This is a genomic window from Streptomyces sp. NPDC090994 (genome assembly GCF_044768905.1).
GTDB lineage: Bacteria > Actinomycetota > Actinomycetes > Streptomycetales > Streptomycetaceae > Streptomyces.
The window spans coordinates 42,340-59,023 of sequence record NZ_JBIVWS010000033.1; the positions used below are offsets into that span (position 1 = coordinate 42,340).

Consider the following 16,684-nt stretch of genomic DNA (forward strand, 5'->3'; position numbering starts at 1 on the left):
TGGCGGGGTGGGGTGGGCTTTCAGCGCCGCGGTCCGGCGGGCGCTGAGGGCGACGGCGGGGCCGGCACCGTGCGGGCCGGGGGCGGGCAGGCGCACACGGCGGAGCATTCGTGCTCGCCGGCCGGGAACTCGCCGGTGCGGGTGCTGCGGCCGGGGTGCGGAGCTTGCCGGTCGAGGAGTGAGGTGCGCGTATGGCAGAGGTCGGTGCTGATGCCGTGCAAGGGCTCGGCGGCGAGGTGGCGCAGGCGGCGGGCGGTGTAGGTGTCGACACGTCCTTCGAGACCGTCGTAGAAGTCGGCTGTCGCGGTCAGGACGGTTCCGAGGGCCGCGAGGACACCGTCGTGCGAGGCGGTCAGCTCGGTGAGGACCTCGGCTGCCTCCTGGGTGGTGGTCGCTTCCCGCAGGCGGTCCGCGAGGTGGGCGATCTGGGCACCGAGCGGCAGGTAGTGCGGCGGGCGCAGGTCGGTCTCGGACGACTCGCCGCAGTCGACGCTGTACCCGACGGCTCGCAGCCGGCCCACGGCTTCACGGGCGAGAGCGACTTCCTCGTTCTCGGAGAGTTCCGCAGGGGCGCGGTGGTAGCTCTCGTGGAGGCGTACGACGGGTACGAAACCGCAGCGCTGCAGGAGGCTGTGTGCTTCGGGATCTCCGCCCCGGGCGATCACCTCGCTGGAATGAGGATCGCTGCCTATGACCAGCACGCGGTCAGAAAGCGGCAAGGGAACCGTTTCTCCTAGAGGCTGTGGCGCGGTGAGGGACGGGCGGAAGCGACCGGGGGAAGCGCCTTGGAGGGGGAGGCTGCGGCCAGCGACGCGGCGCTGGCGTCGAGGTCCTGCTGGATGCCGTGGAGACGGCGGGCCAGCAGTTCCAAGCTGTGTGCGGCACCGGCGTGCTGGTGGGCCGCGCGGTGAGCGGTGTGTTCGATCAGGCCGCGCACGGCAGCCAGCGGACCGGACCGCTCGTCAGCGATCTGGGTGAGCACCGCGGCGAGCTGATCCGACGCGGTCGGCACCCGGTCGAGGGCCTGCTGGCGTGCGTACTGAGTGCCGGCAGGGATCAGACGCAGGTCCTGCTCGGTACGGTGTGCTTCGTCGGCGAGTCGGTGCAAGAGATTGGCCGACCGGTGCTGCCAGGCGCCGTCGAGGCGGATCAGGTTGGCCAGCAGGTCCACGCGCCCGGGCTGGGCCTGGACTGCGATCCACCGGCAGCCCTGGTCGTCACCGGGAATCTGGATGCCGGCGGCACGGGCGAAACGGTGGGCGATCTCGGCCCACTCCGCACCCGTGAGCTCACGGTCGTCGGGGTGGAGGCGGACCGTGAGATGGAAGACGGCAAGCCGGTCCCCACGGGGGCTGGCGGCGAACGGGTTGTCCACCAGCGGGTCTTCGAGGTGCTCGGCCCACTGCGCCGCTGTCCACGCGGACTGCTCGTCGTCCATGGTGTAGCGGTCCAGCCCCGGCCAGTGGGCGACGACCGTGTGCTCGGTCAGCCCCTCGTCCGTCGAGACGGGGCGCCCCAGAGCGTGGCCGAGCGCTTCGTGCGGGAGGTGCACAGGCGGGCGAAGAAGGGGAATCACGCTGCTCCGGTTCCTCTGGTGCGGTGGTGGAGGTCGCGAGCGGTGGCTGCCGAAGCACGTCCGCGAACGCAGCCGGTGCGGACGGCCGCGGGGTGGCTCATCGGCCGGCTCGGGCGTCGGCGACGTGCACGAGCTGGCCGAGCGCGGTGGTGGTGTACCAGCCGCAGTCGATCACCGCGCCCGGGTGTGAGGCGTACTGCGGCAGCAGGAGTTCACCCATGGCACGCAGGTGAATGAAACAGTCCGGGCAGCGCCGCTTGAGGTGCACGAGATACCGGGGATGAGCAGTGATGTAGGTCTGGGCACCGCCGGCGGAGTTCCGTATCCGCCATCCGTCCTCGTCCGTCGGCGTGTGCCAGGACGGCGCGACGACCCGAGCCGTATCGCCCCACAGTTCCCGGCCGGCCACGCCCTTGAGGACGACGACCTCGTCACCCGGCTGGAAGTGGGCATGGGGAAGGTCACGGACGGGAGTGAGCGGGTCGGGTGTCGGCGCGAACGCCGGGGTGGACGGCGGCGTCCAGGACGGCGGGTTCATGCGGATCCTCCCAAGTGATGCGGGTGGCGGCGGGAGCATCAATGGTCCGCACGAACGCCGGTTTGGCTAACCGGCGATGCGCGGCTATGTTGCGCGGCGATTCGGACGCCTGTCTGCCATGAACCATGGCTGGATGCGGTTCGCAGTGAACGCCGCCCCCCGGGTAGAGCGTCAGAGGGAAGACATCGCGAACCATTCGGAGGAACCTTGCGACGCACATCTCGTCCCACGGCTTCGGCAATGCCTCGGTACGCGGGCTGGGCACTTGCCTACGGTGCGGTACTCGCTGTCCTTCTGGCCGCCCTCGGTGCGACGCCGTTCCTTCTAAACGCTGCAGCACCCGGTGATCTCAACTGGTCCAGGCTCAGTGACATCGCGCAGGTGTACGGGGCCTTATCACTGATCATTTCGGCCCTGGCGCTGATAGGTGTGGTGATATCGATCATCTTCCAGGCTCAGCAGGCACGCGCGGCACAGGAGGACGCAAGCTGGAACTCACACCGTGAGTTGGTACTCAAGACAATCGATGACCCGCTACTAGCTGTCTGTTGGGAGCCGCCCAGGTGTGCCGAAACAGCTCAGGAATGGCGTCAGATCGCTTACGTGAATCTCATTGTCACGCACTGGGACAAGGCTCACCGTTTGGGCAGAGTCAATCGCGAGCAAATGCGGAGCGTCGCTCTCCGGCATTTCGAAGGAGAGCTGGCCCGTCGCCATTGGGGGGCAAGCGGAAGAGAGTGGATGCGCCTGGCTCGTCAATCCGGGAGTCGACGTACCCGGGAGTTCCCGATCGTTATGGATGAGGCGTACCAAGTAGCGTGCCAAGCGGGCCCGGCTACGTCTCCCGCCTACTACTTCAGTCCGAGCACTGTGAGCTAGCGGAACGGATTCTCTGTGCCGTGGTCGGTTGCGGTGGCAGCGTCAAGGAGTTTGAGCAGGTCGGAGCCGTCCGCGTCGCGCTCATGCTCAGGCTGTCCCAAGAGGGACAGATCGTGTGATCGTCGGGTTCTCGCCGAACAGGCGCTCCTTCTCCCGCCCCCGGTGGCATGCTGGCAAGCCTGGCAGTTCCATGCGATCTCGATCCCTTCGAGGATGCGGCGATGGTCGGCCCACCGCCGCATCCAGACCGGATCGGCCGGCATGAACAGCTTGATCAGGTCTGACATGGCATCAGTGATCACTAGCCGGACGACATAACGGATCGACTCACTAACCCGCCAAGGAGGCGGGTTTTTAGGCGACCACTGCGGTGAGCATCACCAGTGGGATCTTGGAGCCTTCCGGAAGCTCGGCGAGAGGCGAACGGGGAAGGCCACAAGCCATCCACAGACGCATCGAGTGGTGGGTGACCAACTGGCCCGATCCGGTGCCGTCTTCGTTGAGCACATCGACCTTCAAGAGCGCGCGCTCTCCGGATTCCCCGAGAACCCAGAGGTCCAGGAAGTAGGGTCGTCTGCACGTGCGGATATTCCGGCGCTGATTCTTCCACCTGAATCCCACGATCCCGTCGGCGAAAGCGGTCAGTGAGAGGGCGCCCGAGGCGTAGGCGGAGCGCCCGTCCCAGATCCACACCATGTGACCGTGGTCGAGTTCACGGCCCATGATTTTCGTCGGGGACATACTCGCGTGCTGGATCTCGACAACGCATTCGTCGGCCGCGATGACGTCGGCGATGTGGTTCCCGCGCCACTGTTCACGGTGGGTCGCCGGCACGACAGACTTCCAGTAGTCGTGCCACTGGGTCGAGGAGTAACTGAGGCTGCTCATACCGTTCCCGCCAGGGTCATCAGATCGGCGTCGCTCAGGCCAAGCTCCCCAGCACCAATGCCCAGTGCGGCCAGCGCGTCCAGCCCGATCGTCGGGTTCTCCTTGATGCGCTCCTGAGCCCTCTGGAGGGCATGGAGCTGTCTTTCCAGCTCCGCGTACTGGCCTGCGAGGATTTTCCGGAAGTCCCGGCTGTCCTTCTCCTGCTGGCGCAGGTGCTTCTGGTTCGCCTTGATGGCGAGGAGTTGTTTGGTCACCTCCACGATGCGGGCGTGTACCAGGTCGGCGGGCAGGAACGAGCGCTGGCCAGGGATGTCGATCCCAACGTCAACTCCGGTGCCGCAGCCGCCAGAGGCAGTTCCTGAGATCGCTCCGTCACCACCCAGGCCGGGAATCGGTGGCGTCGCCCCACCGGGTGCCTTCGTATCGCCGCCCTTGCCCGATCCGCCGACCGGCGGCGTTTCGATGTCGCTGTGTGCGAAGCGGAGCATCAGCTCGTTGTCCAGTGCGCCAAGGACGGTGCCGAAGATGATCTTGAAGTACTCGATCGCTGGCAGCTCGCCTGCCTGAACCCCTTCGATCATGAGGTCCATGAACTCGCCGGTCCGTCGGTTCCTGTCGCTGTGCTGTGCGAACAGCGGGCCGTAGTTATCCGTGATCCACTGGCGGGCTGCTGCCGACAGAGAGGTGTAGCGCGAGGCGGTCACCGCACACCTGCCTGTCCGGCAGTCCGGGCCGAGTGCAGTCGCTGTGCCCAGTGCACAACGCCCTCGCACGCCTTCTCCAGGTCGTTGAGCATCTCCTCGTCGGCGATGTTGATGATCTGCTCGGGATGCATTTCGACGAGGCCGTAGAGCACGTCCATCCGGCGCCGGAACTGGAGCACCAGCCGGTCATCGGTCTTCTCGGCGACGGAAGCGCTCTCGCGGCTGACTGCCGCCTGGGTGACCTGAGCGAGGCTGTCGCGGATCTTCAGCTCCACCATCGGATCGGCCGCGAACGCTTCCACAAGGTATGCCGGCTCCATCATGCTCGCCATCACTGCCGACCTGACCTCGGGGCGGCCGAGTTGCTCCACGATCTTCTCGGCGGTCATCGCAGAGGCGGAGTCCGGCACCGGCCGCGCGCCGATCGCTGCGCGGAACTCCTGCGCCGTCACACGACGGCGGCCGGGCTTCTGGAGCATCTCAAGCAGGATGTCCCAACGTGCCTGACACCGCCGCTTGCGGCCCTCCATCGGCAGCGCCTTCTCGGCGTCCCGGATCTCCTTCGGCAGGGAGAATCCCAGCGCAGCCTCACGGAGGACTGAGTAGGACACCGTCACGTTGGACTCGGCCAGCACTTGCCTGAGAGCGCTGCTGCACCTTGAGGACACGCGCCGGTATTCACGAGCCATCTCGGCGGTGATGCCGATCTCTGCGGCGAACCTCCTGATCACGTCATGGGATCCGTTGGACAACTCGTCGTCGTCCATCGGCTCGGCTTCGAGTAGCAGATCTCCGATTTCCAAGCGCGTCCGCTGCTTCTCGCTTGTCAGGAGATCATCGCGCGCTACCAGCTTCTGACCGCGTTCTACCTGTTCGAGGGAGTACGCCGGTTCTGCTTCACGAGCACTGGGCTCGATCCAATCCGTCATGGCTCGGAACGTAGATTGGGGGACTGACAATCCTTCGTGCTGCGCAACCCGTTCGGCCTAATCGGGCCCTTGCGGTGCAGGACGGTTCACCCATTCGGCGGGCATGGCTCTCGTAATTAGTTGGATCGCGTCCCCAGAGGGATGTCAGCGGAAGGGATTCTCCGTCGAACGGTCCTGCTCCGTGGCTGCGTGGAGGAGTTCGAGCACGTCGGTGCCCTCTGCGTCGCGCTGGTCAATCCACCACCCGGCACGGGTGATGGAGCGGGCCTTCTCTTCCAGCTCCACCCAGTCCGCCTCGTCCCAGGTTCCCTCCACGATCAGCGCAGTGTGCGCGGCCGTCATCAGCTGGTGGCGGGAGCGCTCGCCCCAGTCCAGGGCCTTCTCGGGGCCCTCCAACTGCGGCATGTCGAACTGCTTCGCCCACGCGACGGCAGCCTCCCGCTCTGCGTCGCGCTTGGACGCGAGCCATTCCTCCTTGGACTCGGTGTCGGCGTCGCGGGCGGCCTTCCAGCAGTCGGTGCAGTCCTTCGTCGCGAGCCAGCGGGCGAATCCGGCGCGCCGGTCGGCAGGACGGTTGGACAGGTCATGCGTCACTTCGTGCCCACAGCTGTGGACGATCTTCCAGGTCGTACGGACTGCCACGTGGTTGTTCCTGCTTTCTGTCTTCTGTGTTGTCTCAGCGGGTCCTGCGGATGGCGTCTGTGGCCGCCGTGGCGATGGCGGCGGGAGCGCTGGAGGGCTGGGGCAGGTGCAGCAAGGTGGTCCCCGGCAAGTGGCGGGACTTCGCGGTGAGGGTGAGCTGTAGTACGGCGCAGCCGGCGGTCGTGAGCTGCTTGACGCGGGTGACGGCTTGAGCGGTTTCGTCGCTGCCGTACCGGGCGTCGGTGACGATCACGAGGAGGCGGCCGGCGCCGGGGCGGCTGAGTTCGAGGCCGTGGTCGAGTGCGTCGATGGCGTCGCCGAGGTTGTGGTGGCCGCCGGTGGCATTGAACGTCGTCACGCGCTCTGGTGCTCGGTGGGTGGGTCGGGTCAGTGCGGTCAGGTGCTGGTCGTAGGCGATGGTGGCGGTACGGGAGTCGGGGTCGGTCAGGGCTGCTGCGCGTGCCACGATCCAGGCAGCGGACGCGACGGGCGCGCAGGCGGCACGCATGGAGCCGGAGACGTCGACGGCGATACCCACGCGCAGCGGTGGGGTGGGGGAGTTCCGGCGGCGGGTGTGGGTGAACGGTTCTGCGGTGGGGGCCGACCCGGCCGCGCGCTGAGCGTCGCGGGCGAGGGCCGCGCGCATGTTGAGGCGGCCGGGCGGGGTGGGGCTGGTGGTCCGCTCCTCGGTCCGCTCGCGGTAGGCGGCGGCACGCAGGGCGCGGGCCAGGCGCGCGGCGGCGCTCTGCTCGGCGGCGGTGGGCCTGCGGGTGCCGGTGACCGGGTTGCTGTTGGGCGCCGGTGTGCCGTCGGGGTTGACGGTGGTGCCACGGGCGTTGAAGACCGACTTGGCGGTGGCGGCGGCTTTGCGTCGCCGGCCGGCCCGCTGGGCGCGGTCCTGAGCCCGCGCCTTGGACCGCGCGGCCATGGCGTTGGCCGCTGCGTCCTGTGCCGCGAGATCGGCGGCGTCGGTGGCTGCCGTGCTGTCCATGACGACCACCACGGCGCCGGACAGCAGATCGGTGAGGTTCTCCGGCACGGGCAGGACGGGGGCCGCGGCGTCCAGAGCGTCACACCATTCTTGACCGTGCGCGAGCATGGTCGTGGCGTCGTGGTCGGCGCACTGGTGGGCGGCGGTCCAGATGCGGGTGAGTGTGGCCAGCAGGTTGGCGCCCAGCACCTTTTCGCACAGATCGGCGACGGCCCGGGTCTCGCCGGCGTCCAGGATGCCGACGTCACGGCGGCCGAGGACCAGGGCCGCCACGGCGGCGGCGTGCTCGATGCCCTGGAGGGTGGGGTGGGCGATGTCGGGCATGACCAGGGTTCGGGTACTGGTGCGCAGGTACGTGCGGTCCGTGGGCCGTGTGGTCAGGTGTGCGCCTTCGACGCGGCTCTCCTCCAGTAGGAGCGCGGCCTCGACGACACGGGGGTTCGCTCCGGCCGGCGCCGTCCAGACGGAGTGGGCCGCGTGCGCGGCCTCGTGGACGAACACTCCCCAGGCGGCGGGATACCGCTCCTCGTCGCCCACGATCCGCGGATGGATCTCGTGGGGCTGGAGGGGGGCGAACAGGGCGGCGTCGAACTCGACCTCGCCCAGAGTGGGGAAGAACGCGGCCGGTGCGCCGCTGCGCGTGCCGGGGCGGCAGGTGACGAGGAGGTCCTGGCGGCCGGAGAGGTCGACCAGCCGGTCGCCGAGTTCGGCTCCCACGCGCAGCCACGCGGCCGGGGAGGAGCGGGGTTGCGCGGGCGGGGCGCCGTCGTCGTCCCAGCGTGCGAGGTCGGCGTCGTCGTCCGGTGTGGTGGCGGGGGACTGGACGTGGTGGTGGGCGCTCATCGCGAGCGGCCCCGGTGCGCGGAGCCGGTGCTGCCCGGGGGCTGCCGGACGGCCGAGGCGGGATGAAGCTGCTTGCCGAGGGTGAGGGGAGCGACCTCCTTGATGCCGACGGCCTTGCTGACGGCGTCGGCGACGGCGTCGCGATCCTCCAGAGGGGCGATGCCGACCAGGTTCGCGAGCGCGGCTTTGGTGCCGAGGACGGCCTCGGTCTTCTGGTAGCTCAGCAGTTCCCGCAGTTGGGGGGCCCATCCCAGCTCGCCGAGTTCGACTTGGCGGGCGAGGTGTCGGGCGACCCGGACCACCCGGGCATCGATCTTCAGCGCCAGGGCGAGGTCATAGTCCGTGCCGATCTGGATTTGCACGCTGAACCGGCTCGCGAGCGCCTCCGTCAACACCGCCCCGTGGACGCCGGGATTGTGGCCCGCCACCACGTAGAAGCCCGGCTCGGCCTTGATGGTCTCGCCCTTGTGGGCCTTGACCTGGATCTGACGGCGCCCGTCCATCGCGGGATACAGCGCCGCCAGGACCTTCGGTGAGATCAGGGTGGCATCGTCGATCAGCAGGGCGCGGCCCTCGGTCATCGCGGTGACCAGCGGACCGTACTGGAAGACGTAGGCTCCCGCGTCGTCCTGTGTGTACTCGCCGATCAGGTCGCCGACCGTGGTGTCGCCGTCACCGGCGACGGTGAGCAGGTCCGGGAACGCCGCCTCGACCAGACTCGTTTTGCCGGTGCCCGGAGGGCCGTAGAGCAGCACCGGCACGTCGGCGTCGCGCAGTCGATTCAACGCCTCGACGTCAGGCAGATCGGCCAGTTCTCGGGGGTGGTAGATCTGGCCCCCCGCGCGGCGGATCGGGCCGGTCTGCCTGGGCGTGGCTGCTGCGGGAATGGTCGTGCGGGCCGTGGCCGCCTGGGCGCGGGGAGAGTGGGTGCCCGGTGGGCTGATCACAGCCCTCTGCGCGGCTGCGGCGGTTTTCGCGTTCGCGCGGAACTCCGGTTGTCCGGTTCCGCCTTGGTCGGCCTCGCCGCGTCGCACCAGGGTGAGGGCGGCGTTGCGGACGGCGCCGTGGGAGTGGCCCAGCTGCCTGGCCATGTCCCCGATGGTGAGCGTGTCCGCCGGCCGTTCGGCCAGCAGTCGGGCCACCTTGGCCCGTAGTTCGCCGCTTTTGGTGCGCGCTGGGCCGGTAGGCGTTCCGGGTGTGGTCAAAACGAGGCCCCTTCAACAGGTGTGGGTGGGGACAGGGTGGGCGATGCGCTGGAGAGGCTGGCCGCTCTCGGAGCGGATCACGGACTGTGCCGACATCGGCGACCGCGGCAACCGGGGCGTACCGTCGGCGCTCACCGGCCGACCGAGGGCTCGGTCCAGGTGCACGGGGTGGCCGGCGACGAGCAGCTCGCTGGCTGCCGAGCAGGCCCGTGCGTCCGCTCCGTACCGGGTTCCGTCGCTCGGCAGGTGCAGCCTGGCGTCTCTTCGAAGCCGGCCTGGAGCAGGATCCGCCGGGCGGCGGCGTTGTAGCCGGTGGTGGTGATCTCGCCGGTGATGGTGTGGCGGATCGGCATGAACGGCTCTGCTGGTGCTTCGGGCAAGGCGGGTCTCCTATCGGTGGTGGCGGGGAAAGTGGTGGGGTGTTGGGCGAAGGCGAGGCGGGCCCGGAGCTTCCAGCACATCAACGGTGCGTGGCTGGACCACGAACGATGGGCCATGCCTGCCGACATGCTCCAGGGCGGGCCTCACCGCCCCGCAGCTACCTGACTCGCCTTTCCGCACGTTCCGATAGCCGGGTGTACCAACAACAGCCATAGAGGGATCTTCTTGAAAGCTGTGTATGGCGGGGGTGTTGGCGCGTCGGAGTGCGGGACGTTATGGGCGGTGTGCGGGGGCTGTGGTGCGGGCCGGCGGCGCTGGTGGGGTGGTGTTTACAACGGGACGGGACCGGATCCGCGGCGGTGCGGTGACGCGGTGGGGAGGCAGGACGCCGACGGTGGCACCGAGGTCGTCTGCCGCGTCGGTCACCTCGTCGGTGAGGGAGTCGAGCTGCCGGCCGAGTGCGGCAAGACGGGCACCGGTGCGCTGTCCCTGGACGGTGCCCAGGGCCGAGGAGTACTCCGAGGCGGTGTCGAGGAGTTCCTTCAGCCGGACGAGGGGGCCGGCGCCGTGGCCGGCCTGGGCGGCGCTGTGCAGGGCCTCGGCGACCTCACCGGCGGTGCGGGCCTCGACGACCTCCCGGATCAGCTCCCGCAGGGGACGCTCGGGTGCGGGCTCCGGGCGGTTGAACCGGGACGAGGCGTCCGCCCGCAACACGCCTGGGGGGACGGCGCGCGGCAGTGCCTGCCCGGCTGCGGCCTCGGTGTCGAAGTGCCCGATCACCTCCCAGCCCGGCGCGTCCGGGTCACCGGCCAGGGCGACGATGGTGGAGGTGTCGTCCTCGACCAGATATGCCCAGGTGATCAGGCGGCCGTCGGCCGCGTACCAGGACTCGACCAAGTCCAGTTCGCCCCGGCGCCGCGCTGCCTGGGCGAGGCCGGTCCAGAGCTGCTGTTCCTCATTCGTCATCTGGGGGCCGGGCTGGTGGTGCTGGTCGGCGAGGCTGGCGGCGGTGTCGCCGTACTCCGCCCACAGCGCCAGGTGGGGCCACACGTCCGTCTGCTGCTCGCGCGCGGCTGCCGTGTCCGGGCCGGCGGGCCGGTTGAGGACGCGACGGATCTGAGCGTGGGAGGTGGCGAGTGCGTTGAGCAGGTCACGCCACGCCGTGACGTGGCGGGCCGGGGGCAGCGCTTCGAGAGCGCTGTGGGCCACGTCCAGCAAAGGGGTGGCGTGCTGATCGAGGTACTCCGCGTACGACTCCAGCGCCTTCTCGGTCCGGCGGGTGAGGGCGCTGTGCGCCTCATGCCGCAGGATGGTGCGGCCGTAGCGGTCGCGGGTGGCGTCGAGAGCGGTCTCGGTCTTCTGGCTGAGGACGGCCACCCGCAGCTGGAAGTTCCGTACCCGGTCGACGAGTTCGGTGACGTCGGGCATGGGCGCGGGTGCGTGGTTGTCGGTGATCTGCTTCTCCTGGAGAACGTGGTCAGCGCCGGCGGCGACCGGGCGGTGCCTGTGCGGTCATGGCCGGTGAACCCGTCGGCGCGGTGACGGCGCGGGGCGGCTCGGCGCGCAGGCTCGGGTCCAGGGACACGCGGTAGCGGGCGGCGGTGAGCATGTCCGCCGCCCAGGTGGCGTGCTCGTTCTCCCAGGTGGGGCCCAGGTCGAAGGGGAGGCGGACCCAGTGGCCGCGCAGGGCCGGCTGGAAGAGGAAGCCGGCGCGGCGCAGCAGGTCGGCGGCGAAGGCGTCGTAGGAGCCGGTGACTTCGACCTCGCCTCCTTGCCCGCGGGTGATGAGGATCGGCTCGCTGCCGGGCGTCATCGCGGCCGTCCGGCGGGCTGGCGGGCGGTGGGGACGTAGGCGGGCTTGGGTGGGAGGGGCCGCCCGGACGGCACCGCGGTAGTGGGCGCGGTGCGGTGCTGGGATGAGCGTCGGGTGGCGGCTTGGGCGAGGCGGCTGCGGCGGTCCATGTACGCGATGCGCGGGTCGACGGGGGCGGTGACGAAGTCGGTGTGGACCGCGTATCCCGTGTGCCGCAGATCCTGGACGGCCTGCCGGGCCCGGCGCAGGCCGTCGCGTTCGGGCTCGATGAGCCGGTACAGACCCGGGGCAGCGGGGACGGGCTCGAACTGCTCGTGGGTGAGCAGCCAGCGCGCCAGGTCCGGCGACACGGCGGGGGAGAAGGCAGCGGCGACGAAGCCGTGCTGCGAATGGGTGCCGACAGCGAAGTGGAAGCTGGAGTTCAAGGAGATGGGTGTTCCTGACGGTGGTCGTGGACGCAGGTCAGCGGCGGGGCGTGGGCGGGCCCGGCGGCAGGGCGGGAACGCGCCCGGGGAGGGCGGGTGCGGTGGGAGGTCGCGGTGCCGCGGCACGGGCCTGCCGCTGGAAGACTTCCCGGTGGGTGAGCCATGTTTCGATGGCCCGCCAGATCCGTACGGGGTGCTCGGCGGGAGACAGGGCCCCGGCATCCACGTCCTCGCGCGTGTTCTCCGCGTCGAGGAGGGCTCTGGCGAGCAGGTCGAGCGGCCGGGCGTCCTGCGGCCATTCGGTGGACGCGGGGCGGCATCGTTCGAGCAGCGCGGGAGCGTGGCGTATCACGGTGAGGAACTCACGCCACGCGGTGTCCAGGAAAGCGCGGGTAGCCTCCCCGAACACTGCGACGTCGGCGGGGCCGGCATCAGGGGTCCAGGCACGGTCGCGGTGATCACGCCATCCGCTCAGCTCTGTGTGGATGATGGTGAGTGCCTCGGCCACGGTGTCGGCCCGCCGGTTGTGCACGGCACGGTCGTAGGCGGGCAGGAACTGTTCGGCGATCGCCTGCGCGGCGCGTCCGGGAGACGACGGCGCCACCAGGCTGCGCCGAGCGTGCGGGGCACCATGGCCTTCGGGAAAGGCTTCGGGAGCGAAGGCTCCCACGAGGTACTCACGCAGGTGACCGGGACGCTCGACGAGGAGCAGCCTGGTGTCCGTCGACAGGTTCGTCAGGACCGCCGCGTAGGGGATCCTCGAATTCTGCACGGCGTGGCCGAGTTCCCCGCTGTCCCACAACCAGGGCACGAGGTCCTCCTGCCAGAGGGGATGCGCGTACTCCTCGACGCGCGCCGTCCAGGGACCGGGCAGCCGGTGGGCGATGTCACGGGCGGTATCGCCGACGAAGTGCCGGCCGCTCATGGTCACGCGCATGCCGTGCCGGTCGGCACGGCGGCTCAGGTCGGACACGGCGGCTCGGGCGGTGGCCGGGCTGGCGGCTCCCAGCTGGTGGACGCCGTCCTCGCCGGGCCGGAAGCCGGTCTCGTCCAGTACGGTCTGGGCTCGTCGGTACTCCTCGCCGTGCACGAGGGCGACGATCCCTGCGGCCTGGCTCAGGGCGAGGATGATCTGTGCGTCAGCCACCGGTAACCACGTCTCGGCGGACGACGGCACGCAGGCTCCGGCCGTAACGCCAGGCGTGTTCTCGTGCGGCGGGCTCCAGACGGTCGAAGCCGTGCTGGGCGGTCATCTGGCCTGGGTGCTTGCGGTACCGGTATACCGGGCGCGGCAGCAGAATGCCGGGGGCGAGGCTGGTGATACCGATCGCCGCCATGAAGTCCTCGCCCTGGACGAGGCCGCCCATGGGCGCGGCCCGGACGAGGTCGGTGCGGGCGAGAATGGTGGTGGGGCCGATCGGGATGGTGTCCTCGGGCCTTTTCCAGTACGTCCACACGTCCCCGGCCTCGTGCCGGCCGGGCGGGGTGGGGCAGCGCCACAGGCGGGTCGACCCGTCGGGGTGAAGGTCCTGGCTCCAGCCGGCGCACCAGCCGACCCCGGTGGATTCCAGGACGGACAGCCGGGCCGCCATGGCGTCGTCGGTGAACTCGTCATCGTCGTCCGCCCAGTTCACGTACGGGGTGCGGACTTGGTTGAGGGCGAAGTTGCGGGCGCAGGCGGCACCGACCGGTCGGGGCAGTGGAAGAACGCGGACACGGGGGTCGGCCGCGAGCGGTGCGGGCAGGCGCGCGGGGTCGGCGCCGTCGAGGGTGATCACCGCCTGCCACGGCACTGACTGCCGTGTGAGGCTGGTGTGCAGGGAGGTGAGGTAGTCGAGGCGGTCGTCGCGCAGGCGGGTGGCGATGACGACCGTGATCGGGGCAGCGGGCAGGGAAGTCTCCGGGGAACGGGGCGGTGGGGGTCAGCGGTGAGCGGCCGTGCGGGGCCTGGCCGGTGCCAGGCCGACTGCGGCGGTCCGCGGTGCCCGGGGGGCGGTGGACGCCGGGAGCCTGGTGGGGGCGGGCCAGTGCGCCGGGTGGTCGCTGAAGGAGGCGCGGGGGTCGGTCATCCAGTCGACGACGGGACCGGCACCGGCGTGGGTCACGGTGATCACTTCGATGCCGTGAGGGTGCAGGACGTAGCCCCACTGCATGTCCTGGTCGGCTGCGGTCTGTTCGGTGACCGTCATGCGCACCGGCGGAGATCCGTCAACGGTGCACAGGTGGTCCAGGGTCGTGCTGGGCCACTGCTCACCGCCGGTCAGAGCGGCCACGATCTCGGGCGGGGCGCCGTCCAGGAGGTCGGTGCCCAGTTCGTCCCAGCCGACGGCGACGTCGTCCACGAGGTGCCGGGACATGGCCTCGACGTCCCGTGCGAAGCGGTGCTGGTGGGCGGTGAGGAGCAGGGGCAGGTGGCGCTGGTGAAGTCGGGGAGATAACGGGTCAGGAGGTGATGTCATTCGGTGGTGAACGGGTGCGTCAGCGTCGTGGCCGGCCGGGACGGGGCCGGGTGGGCGGCAGGGGAGAGACCGGCGGGCTGTTCTGCGAGCCAAGGGCCTGCTTCGTGACCGCGTCGAGGTCGGGCGCTGGATCGTAGTGAGCGCGCAAGATCTGCAGATCGGCGTGGGAGGCCATGGCCAGGGCGGACGAGATGCGACTGGCGGCGTCCCGCAGCAGCCGGGGCGGGGAGCCACGCTCGGCGCCGCGGTTCTGGCCTCGCCAGGTGGCTGTCTCGGCGAGCTGGTCGATGACCTGGTTGAGGAACGGTTCGACGGCGTCCAGCAGCGTGTCCAGAACGGCGCTGAACTGGGCGGGCGTCTCCGCGGCGGCCAGCGCTCTCTTGAACGGGCTCAGGTCCGGCGTGGGGAACGGCTCGGTGGGCAGCGGGTGGTTGTCCAGGAACGACTGGGCATCACGTCGGGCCCACCGGTACAGGTCGTCCCGGGTGGCGGACCGGGTGTGGTAGGCGTGGATCTGTTCACTGCTGCGGCCGACGTTGTTGTACAGCTCGAAGTCAGCATTCAGTGTGTAGTCCTGGGACGGTGAGGAGCGCGGTGCGTGTCAGCGGGCGTGTTGCGGCGCTTCCGGGGACAGGGCGGCAACGGGCGGAGCCGGGGGAAGAGATCCGGGTTCGGCGGTTTCCCTGTGGCCTCGTTGTCAGTTGAAGCCCGTCGCCCAGGTCGACCCTGGCGCGTGCCTCGCTGTATTCGAGGTCGGTGAGCCGTTCAAGGGCGTGGTCGTGGTCGCGGGCGTACAGGGTGAAGTGCGGCGTGGCGTCCTGGGCAACCGCGAAGCGGTGCGAGGGTCCGGTGGACTCGGGTTGTAGCGTCGAGATCACGGGCGTCCGTTCAGCGGGTCGGGGTGTGATGGCGCAGTGCCGGTCTCCTTACGGATCACGCTTCGAACAGGTCGCCCTGCTGTCTGTGATCGGCGGCCCAGCCGAAGGCCACGCGCTCCAGTTCACCGAGATGGATGACGTCGGTGTGGAGGCGGAAGGCATCGATGCGCTGATCCACGTAGTCCTGGACCTCGGCGTCCGCGAGGTCGACACGGACCCGGTTCTTCCGGGAAAGCCGGCTCCACTCCAGGAGGTCGGAGTCGGTGGCCCGGTCCATCCACACCCAGACGCCTGTACCCAGCTTCACGATGTCGCCCGGGTCGAACAGGGTGCCGGACCGCCGACGGCGGGGGTTGCGGTGTTCGCCGAAGCCGGTGACCAGGCTCTGGGCGAGCTTGTCCAGTGCGGCGGATTTCAGATGGGGGTCGAGGTCCTCGCGGGCGAGCTGCTCGCGCACCGCGTCGGTGAGCTGGCGTTTGTGGAAGCGGCCGTCTTGGTCGGTGAGTGCGCGGGCGCTGCGCTCGACGATGGTCTGCAGCCGCAGGTCAGTGCTGGTCATCACGGCAGGTCGCGCTCCTGCCATACCTGGTCCATCTCGGCGAGCGCCGTCCGGGCGTGGGCGATGGTCTCGCGGGTGATCGGGCTGCCGCTGGAGAACGCGGGATCGTAGCGGACGAAGGTGCGGGTGCCGCGGGCCTGCGCAAGCGGCGGGACGACTTCGTCCAGCAGCCGGGTGGCGACCCTGCGCTGCCGCTTGTCCTCCTCTACTCGCTCGGTGCGCTCCGCCCAGGCGCCGGCCAGGGTCAGGTGGCCTTCGGTGACGCGGTCGGCGAGTTCGGGGTCTTCCTTGCGCAGCCGGGCGAGCTGGACTTCGGCGGAGTTGGCCTTGGCCTTGTTCTCCTTGGCGACGGCGTATGCCTCGTTGAGTCCTGTGGCGCCGCTGATGACGGGGTCCACGAGGTCGGGGGCGTGTTGCAGGACGATGCTGGCGCGGCCCATCACGGCGACGGCGACTCCGAGTTGTTCCCCGAGGGAACGCGCGGTCTGTTCCTTCGGGGAACGGCCGTCGTGTTCCCGCAGGGAACGGGCCTTGACGGTGATCATCGCGGTCTGTCCCTTGGTCAGGCTACGTCGTCGCAGGTTGACGGACAGGACGTAGACGTCCGGGTCTTCACCTTCGTAGGTCGTGAAGGCCGGCTCGACATCTGCGCTTTCACACGCGGTGAGCCGGCCGCGGCCGTCGAGGACGCGTCCGTGCTGGTCGAGGACGATGGGCTGCAGGAGCCCGTTCTCCTGGATGTCGTGGGCGAGGGCGGCCAGCTCCTCTTCGTCGAGCTGTGGGAGCAGCGAGGTGGTCGGGTGCGCTTCTATGGCAGCCTCCTTGAAGGCGGGGACGGAGAAGACGGTGGGTGCGGACGCGGCGCGCTCTCTGGCTAGCTGTATTGACCCGCAGCGTTGTTGACGCGGCTGATGGGCGGGTGTCCGTCCAGTGCGGTGTGGCAGCGGTGGTGGTTGTAGGTGTGGAGGAAGTCT

General features: G+C 69.7%; 19 protein-coding genes and 2 pseudogenes. 1 reads left to right on the top strand and 20 read right to left on the bottom strand.

Annotated features, from left to right (window positions below):
- Positions 1-20: 20 nt before the first annotated feature.
- From ACIQR3_RS35645 to ACIQR3_RS35655, 3 genes are all read right to left on the bottom strand, one after another.
- Positions 21-719 carry a hypothetical protein gene (locus ACIQR3_RS35645; RefSeq protein WP_403545385.1) on the bottom strand — a complete coding sequence of 233 codons (699 nt, stop codon included), beginning with the start codon at positions 717-719 and terminating at the stop codon, positions 21-23.
- A gap of 14 nt (positions 720-733) precedes the next feature.
- The gene (locus ACIQR3_RS35650; RefSeq protein WP_403545387.1) at positions 734-1,576 is read right to left on the bottom strand and encodes a relaxase/mobilization nuclease; all 843 of its coding nucleotides are present in this window, start codon (positions 1,574-1,576) and stop codon (positions 734-736) included.
- Between the two features lie 97 nt (positions 1,577-1,673).
- Complete coding sequence (locus tag ACIQR3_RS35655) at positions 1,674-2,114, bottom strand: hypothetical protein (RefSeq protein ID WP_403545389.1); 441 nt, start codon at positions 2,112-2,114, stop codon at positions 1,674-1,676.
- Positions 2,115-2,354: 240 nt separating this feature from the next.
- On the opposite strand from ACIQR3_RS35655, the gene ACIQR3_RS35660 reads away from it, so the two are divergent.
- Complete coding sequence (locus ACIQR3_RS35660; RefSeq protein ID WP_403545391.1) at positions 2,355-2,993, top strand: DUF6082 family protein; 639 nt, start codon at positions 2,355-2,357, stop codon at positions 2,991-2,993.
- Positions 2,994-3,166: 173 nt separating this feature from the next.
- Here ACIQR3_RS35660 and ACIQR3_RS35665 read toward each other — a convergent pair.
- From ACIQR3_RS35665 to ACIQR3_RS35745, 17 genes and pseudogenes are all read right to left on the bottom strand, one after another.
- A pseudogene (locus ACIQR3_RS35665) lies at positions 3,167-3,280 on the bottom strand (IS5/IS1182 family transposase); the annotation flags it as partial.
- 67 nt (positions 3,281-3,347) lie between these two features.
- Positions 3,348-3,881: a hypothetical protein gene (locus ACIQR3_RS35670; RefSeq protein WP_403545393.1), complete on the bottom strand. Its 534-nt coding sequence runs from the start codon at positions 3,879-3,881 to the stop codon at positions 3,348-3,350.
- Positions 3,878-4,585: a hypothetical protein gene (locus ACIQR3_RS35675; RefSeq protein ID WP_403545394.1), complete on the bottom strand. Its 708-nt coding sequence runs from the start codon at positions 4,583-4,585 to the stop codon at positions 3,878-3,880. The genes ACIQR3_RS35670 and ACIQR3_RS35675 overlap by 4 nt, the downstream gene beginning before the upstream one ends.
- A complete protein-coding gene (locus ACIQR3_RS35680) occupies positions 4,582-5,514 on the bottom strand; it encodes a hypothetical protein (RefSeq protein ID WP_403545396.1) in 933 nt (310 codons plus the stop codon). Before ACIQR3_RS35680 ends, ACIQR3_RS35675 begins: the two co-directional genes overlap by 4 nt.
- 144 nt (positions 5,515-5,658) lie before the next feature.
- Positions 5,659-6,156: a hypothetical protein gene (locus ACIQR3_RS35685; RefSeq protein ID WP_403545398.1), complete on the bottom strand. Its 498-nt coding sequence runs from the start codon at positions 6,154-6,156 to the stop codon at positions 5,659-5,661.
- 34 nt (positions 6,157-6,190) lie between these two features.
- A complete protein-coding gene (locus tag ACIQR3_RS35690) occupies positions 6,191-7,990 on the bottom strand; it encodes a hypothetical protein (RefSeq protein ID WP_403545400.1) in 1,800 nt (599 codons plus the stop codon).
- Positions 7,987-9,132, bottom strand: coding sequence for an AAA family ATPase (locus ACIQR3_RS35695; protein ID WP_403545416.1), 1,146 nt, complete (start codon positions 9,130-9,132; stop codon positions 7,987-7,989). Before ACIQR3_RS35695 ends, ACIQR3_RS35690 begins: the two co-directional genes overlap by 4 nt.
- A 194-nt stretch (positions 9,133-9,326) precedes the next feature.
- Positions 9,327-9,548: a hypothetical protein gene (locus tag ACIQR3_RS35700; RefSeq protein ID WP_403545418.1), complete on the bottom strand. Its 222-nt coding sequence runs from the start codon at positions 9,546-9,548 to the stop codon at positions 9,327-9,329.
- Between the two features lie 301 nt (positions 9,549-9,849).
- A complete protein-coding gene (locus tag ACIQR3_RS35705) occupies positions 9,850-11,004 on the bottom strand; it encodes a hypothetical protein (protein ID WP_403545402.1) in 1,155 nt (384 codons plus the stop codon).
- A gap of 49 nt (positions 11,005-11,053) precedes the next feature.
- Complete coding sequence (locus ACIQR3_RS35710) at positions 11,054-11,389, bottom strand: hypothetical protein (RefSeq protein ID WP_403545404.1); 336 nt, start codon at positions 11,387-11,389, stop codon at positions 11,054-11,056.
- Complete coding sequence (locus ACIQR3_RS35715) at positions 11,386-11,814, bottom strand: hypothetical protein (protein ID WP_403545406.1); 429 nt, start codon at positions 11,812-11,814, stop codon at positions 11,386-11,388. The genes ACIQR3_RS35710 and ACIQR3_RS35715 overlap by 4 nt, the downstream gene beginning before the upstream one ends.
- A 37-nt stretch (positions 11,815-11,851) precedes the next feature.
- Positions 11,852-12,961: a hypothetical protein gene (locus ACIQR3_RS35720; protein ID WP_403545408.1), complete on the bottom strand. Its 1,110-nt coding sequence runs from the start codon at positions 12,959-12,961 to the stop codon at positions 11,852-11,854.
- On the bottom strand, positions 12,954-13,691 hold the full coding sequence (locus ACIQR3_RS35725; RefSeq protein ID WP_403545419.1) for a glycosyltransferase family 2 protein: 738 nt from the start codon (positions 13,689-13,691) through the stop codon (positions 12,954-12,956). The genes ACIQR3_RS35720 and ACIQR3_RS35725 overlap by 8 nt, the downstream gene beginning before the upstream one ends.
- 45 nt (positions 13,692-13,736) lie before the next feature.
- Positions 13,737-14,171, bottom strand: a complete 435-nt coding sequence (locus tag ACIQR3_RS35730) for a hypothetical protein (protein ID WP_403545410.1) — start codon at positions 14,169-14,171, stop codon at positions 13,737-13,739.
- 1,035 nt (positions 14,172-15,206) lie between these two features.
- On the bottom strand, positions 15,207-15,710 hold the full coding sequence (locus ACIQR3_RS35735; protein WP_403545411.1) for a hypothetical protein: 504 nt from the start codon (positions 15,708-15,710) through the stop codon (positions 15,207-15,209).
- On the bottom strand, positions 15,710-16,594 hold the full coding sequence (locus ACIQR3_RS35740) for a ParB N-terminal domain-containing protein (RefSeq protein ID WP_403545421.1): 885 nt from the start codon (positions 16,592-16,594) through the stop codon (positions 15,710-15,712). The genes ACIQR3_RS35735 and ACIQR3_RS35740 overlap by 1 nt, the downstream gene beginning before the upstream one ends.
- Positions 16,585-16,684: pseudogene (locus ACIQR3_RS35745) on the bottom strand (IS481 family transposase); the annotation flags it as partial. The gene ACIQR3_RS35740 and the pseudogene ACIQR3_RS35745, both read right to left, overlap by 10 nt.

What these genes read in the sequence shown, in the direction of transcription:
- ACIQR3_RS35655 (WP_403545389.1), bottom strand. Translation starts at nt 2,114, where the DNA reads ATGAACCCGCCGTCCTGGACGCCGCCGTCCACCCCGGCGTTCGCGCCG.
- ACIQR3_RS35660 (WP_403545391.1), top strand. Translation starts at nt 2,355, where the DNA reads ATGCCTCGGTACGCGGGCTGGGCACTTGCCTACGGTGCGGTACTCGCT.
- ACIQR3_RS35670 (WP_403545393.1), bottom strand. Translation starts at nt 3,881, where the DNA reads ATGAGCAGCCTCAGTTACTCCTCGACCCAGTGGCACGACTACTGGAAG.
- ACIQR3_RS35680 (WP_403545396.1), bottom strand. Translation starts at nt 5,514, where the DNA reads ATGACGGATTGGATCGAGCCCAGTGCTCGTGAAGCAGAACCGGCGTAC.
- ACIQR3_RS35690 (WP_403545400.1), bottom strand. Translation starts at nt 7,990, where the DNA reads ATGAGCGCCCACCACCACGTCCAGTCCCCCGCCACCACACCGGACGAC.
- ACIQR3_RS35700 (WP_403545418.1), bottom strand. Translation starts at nt 9,548, where the DNA reads ATGCCGATCCGCCACACCATCACCGGCGAGATCACCACCACCGGCTAC.
- ACIQR3_RS35705 (WP_403545402.1), bottom strand. Translation starts at nt 11,004, where the DNA reads ATGCCCGACGTCACCGAACTCGTCGACCGGGTACGGAACTTCCAGCTG.
- ACIQR3_RS35710 (WP_403545404.1), bottom strand. Translation starts at nt 11,389, where the DNA reads ATGACGCCCGGCAGCGAGCCGATCCTCATCACCCGCGGGCAAGGAGGC.
- ACIQR3_RS35730 (WP_403545410.1), bottom strand. Translation starts at nt 14,171, where the DNA reads ATGTCCCGGCACCTCGTGGACGACGTCGCCGTCGGCTGGGACGAACTG.
- ACIQR3_RS35735 (WP_403545411.1), bottom strand. Translation starts at nt 15,710, where the DNA reads ATGACCAGCACTGACCTGCGGCTGCAGACCATCGTCGAGCGCAGCGCC.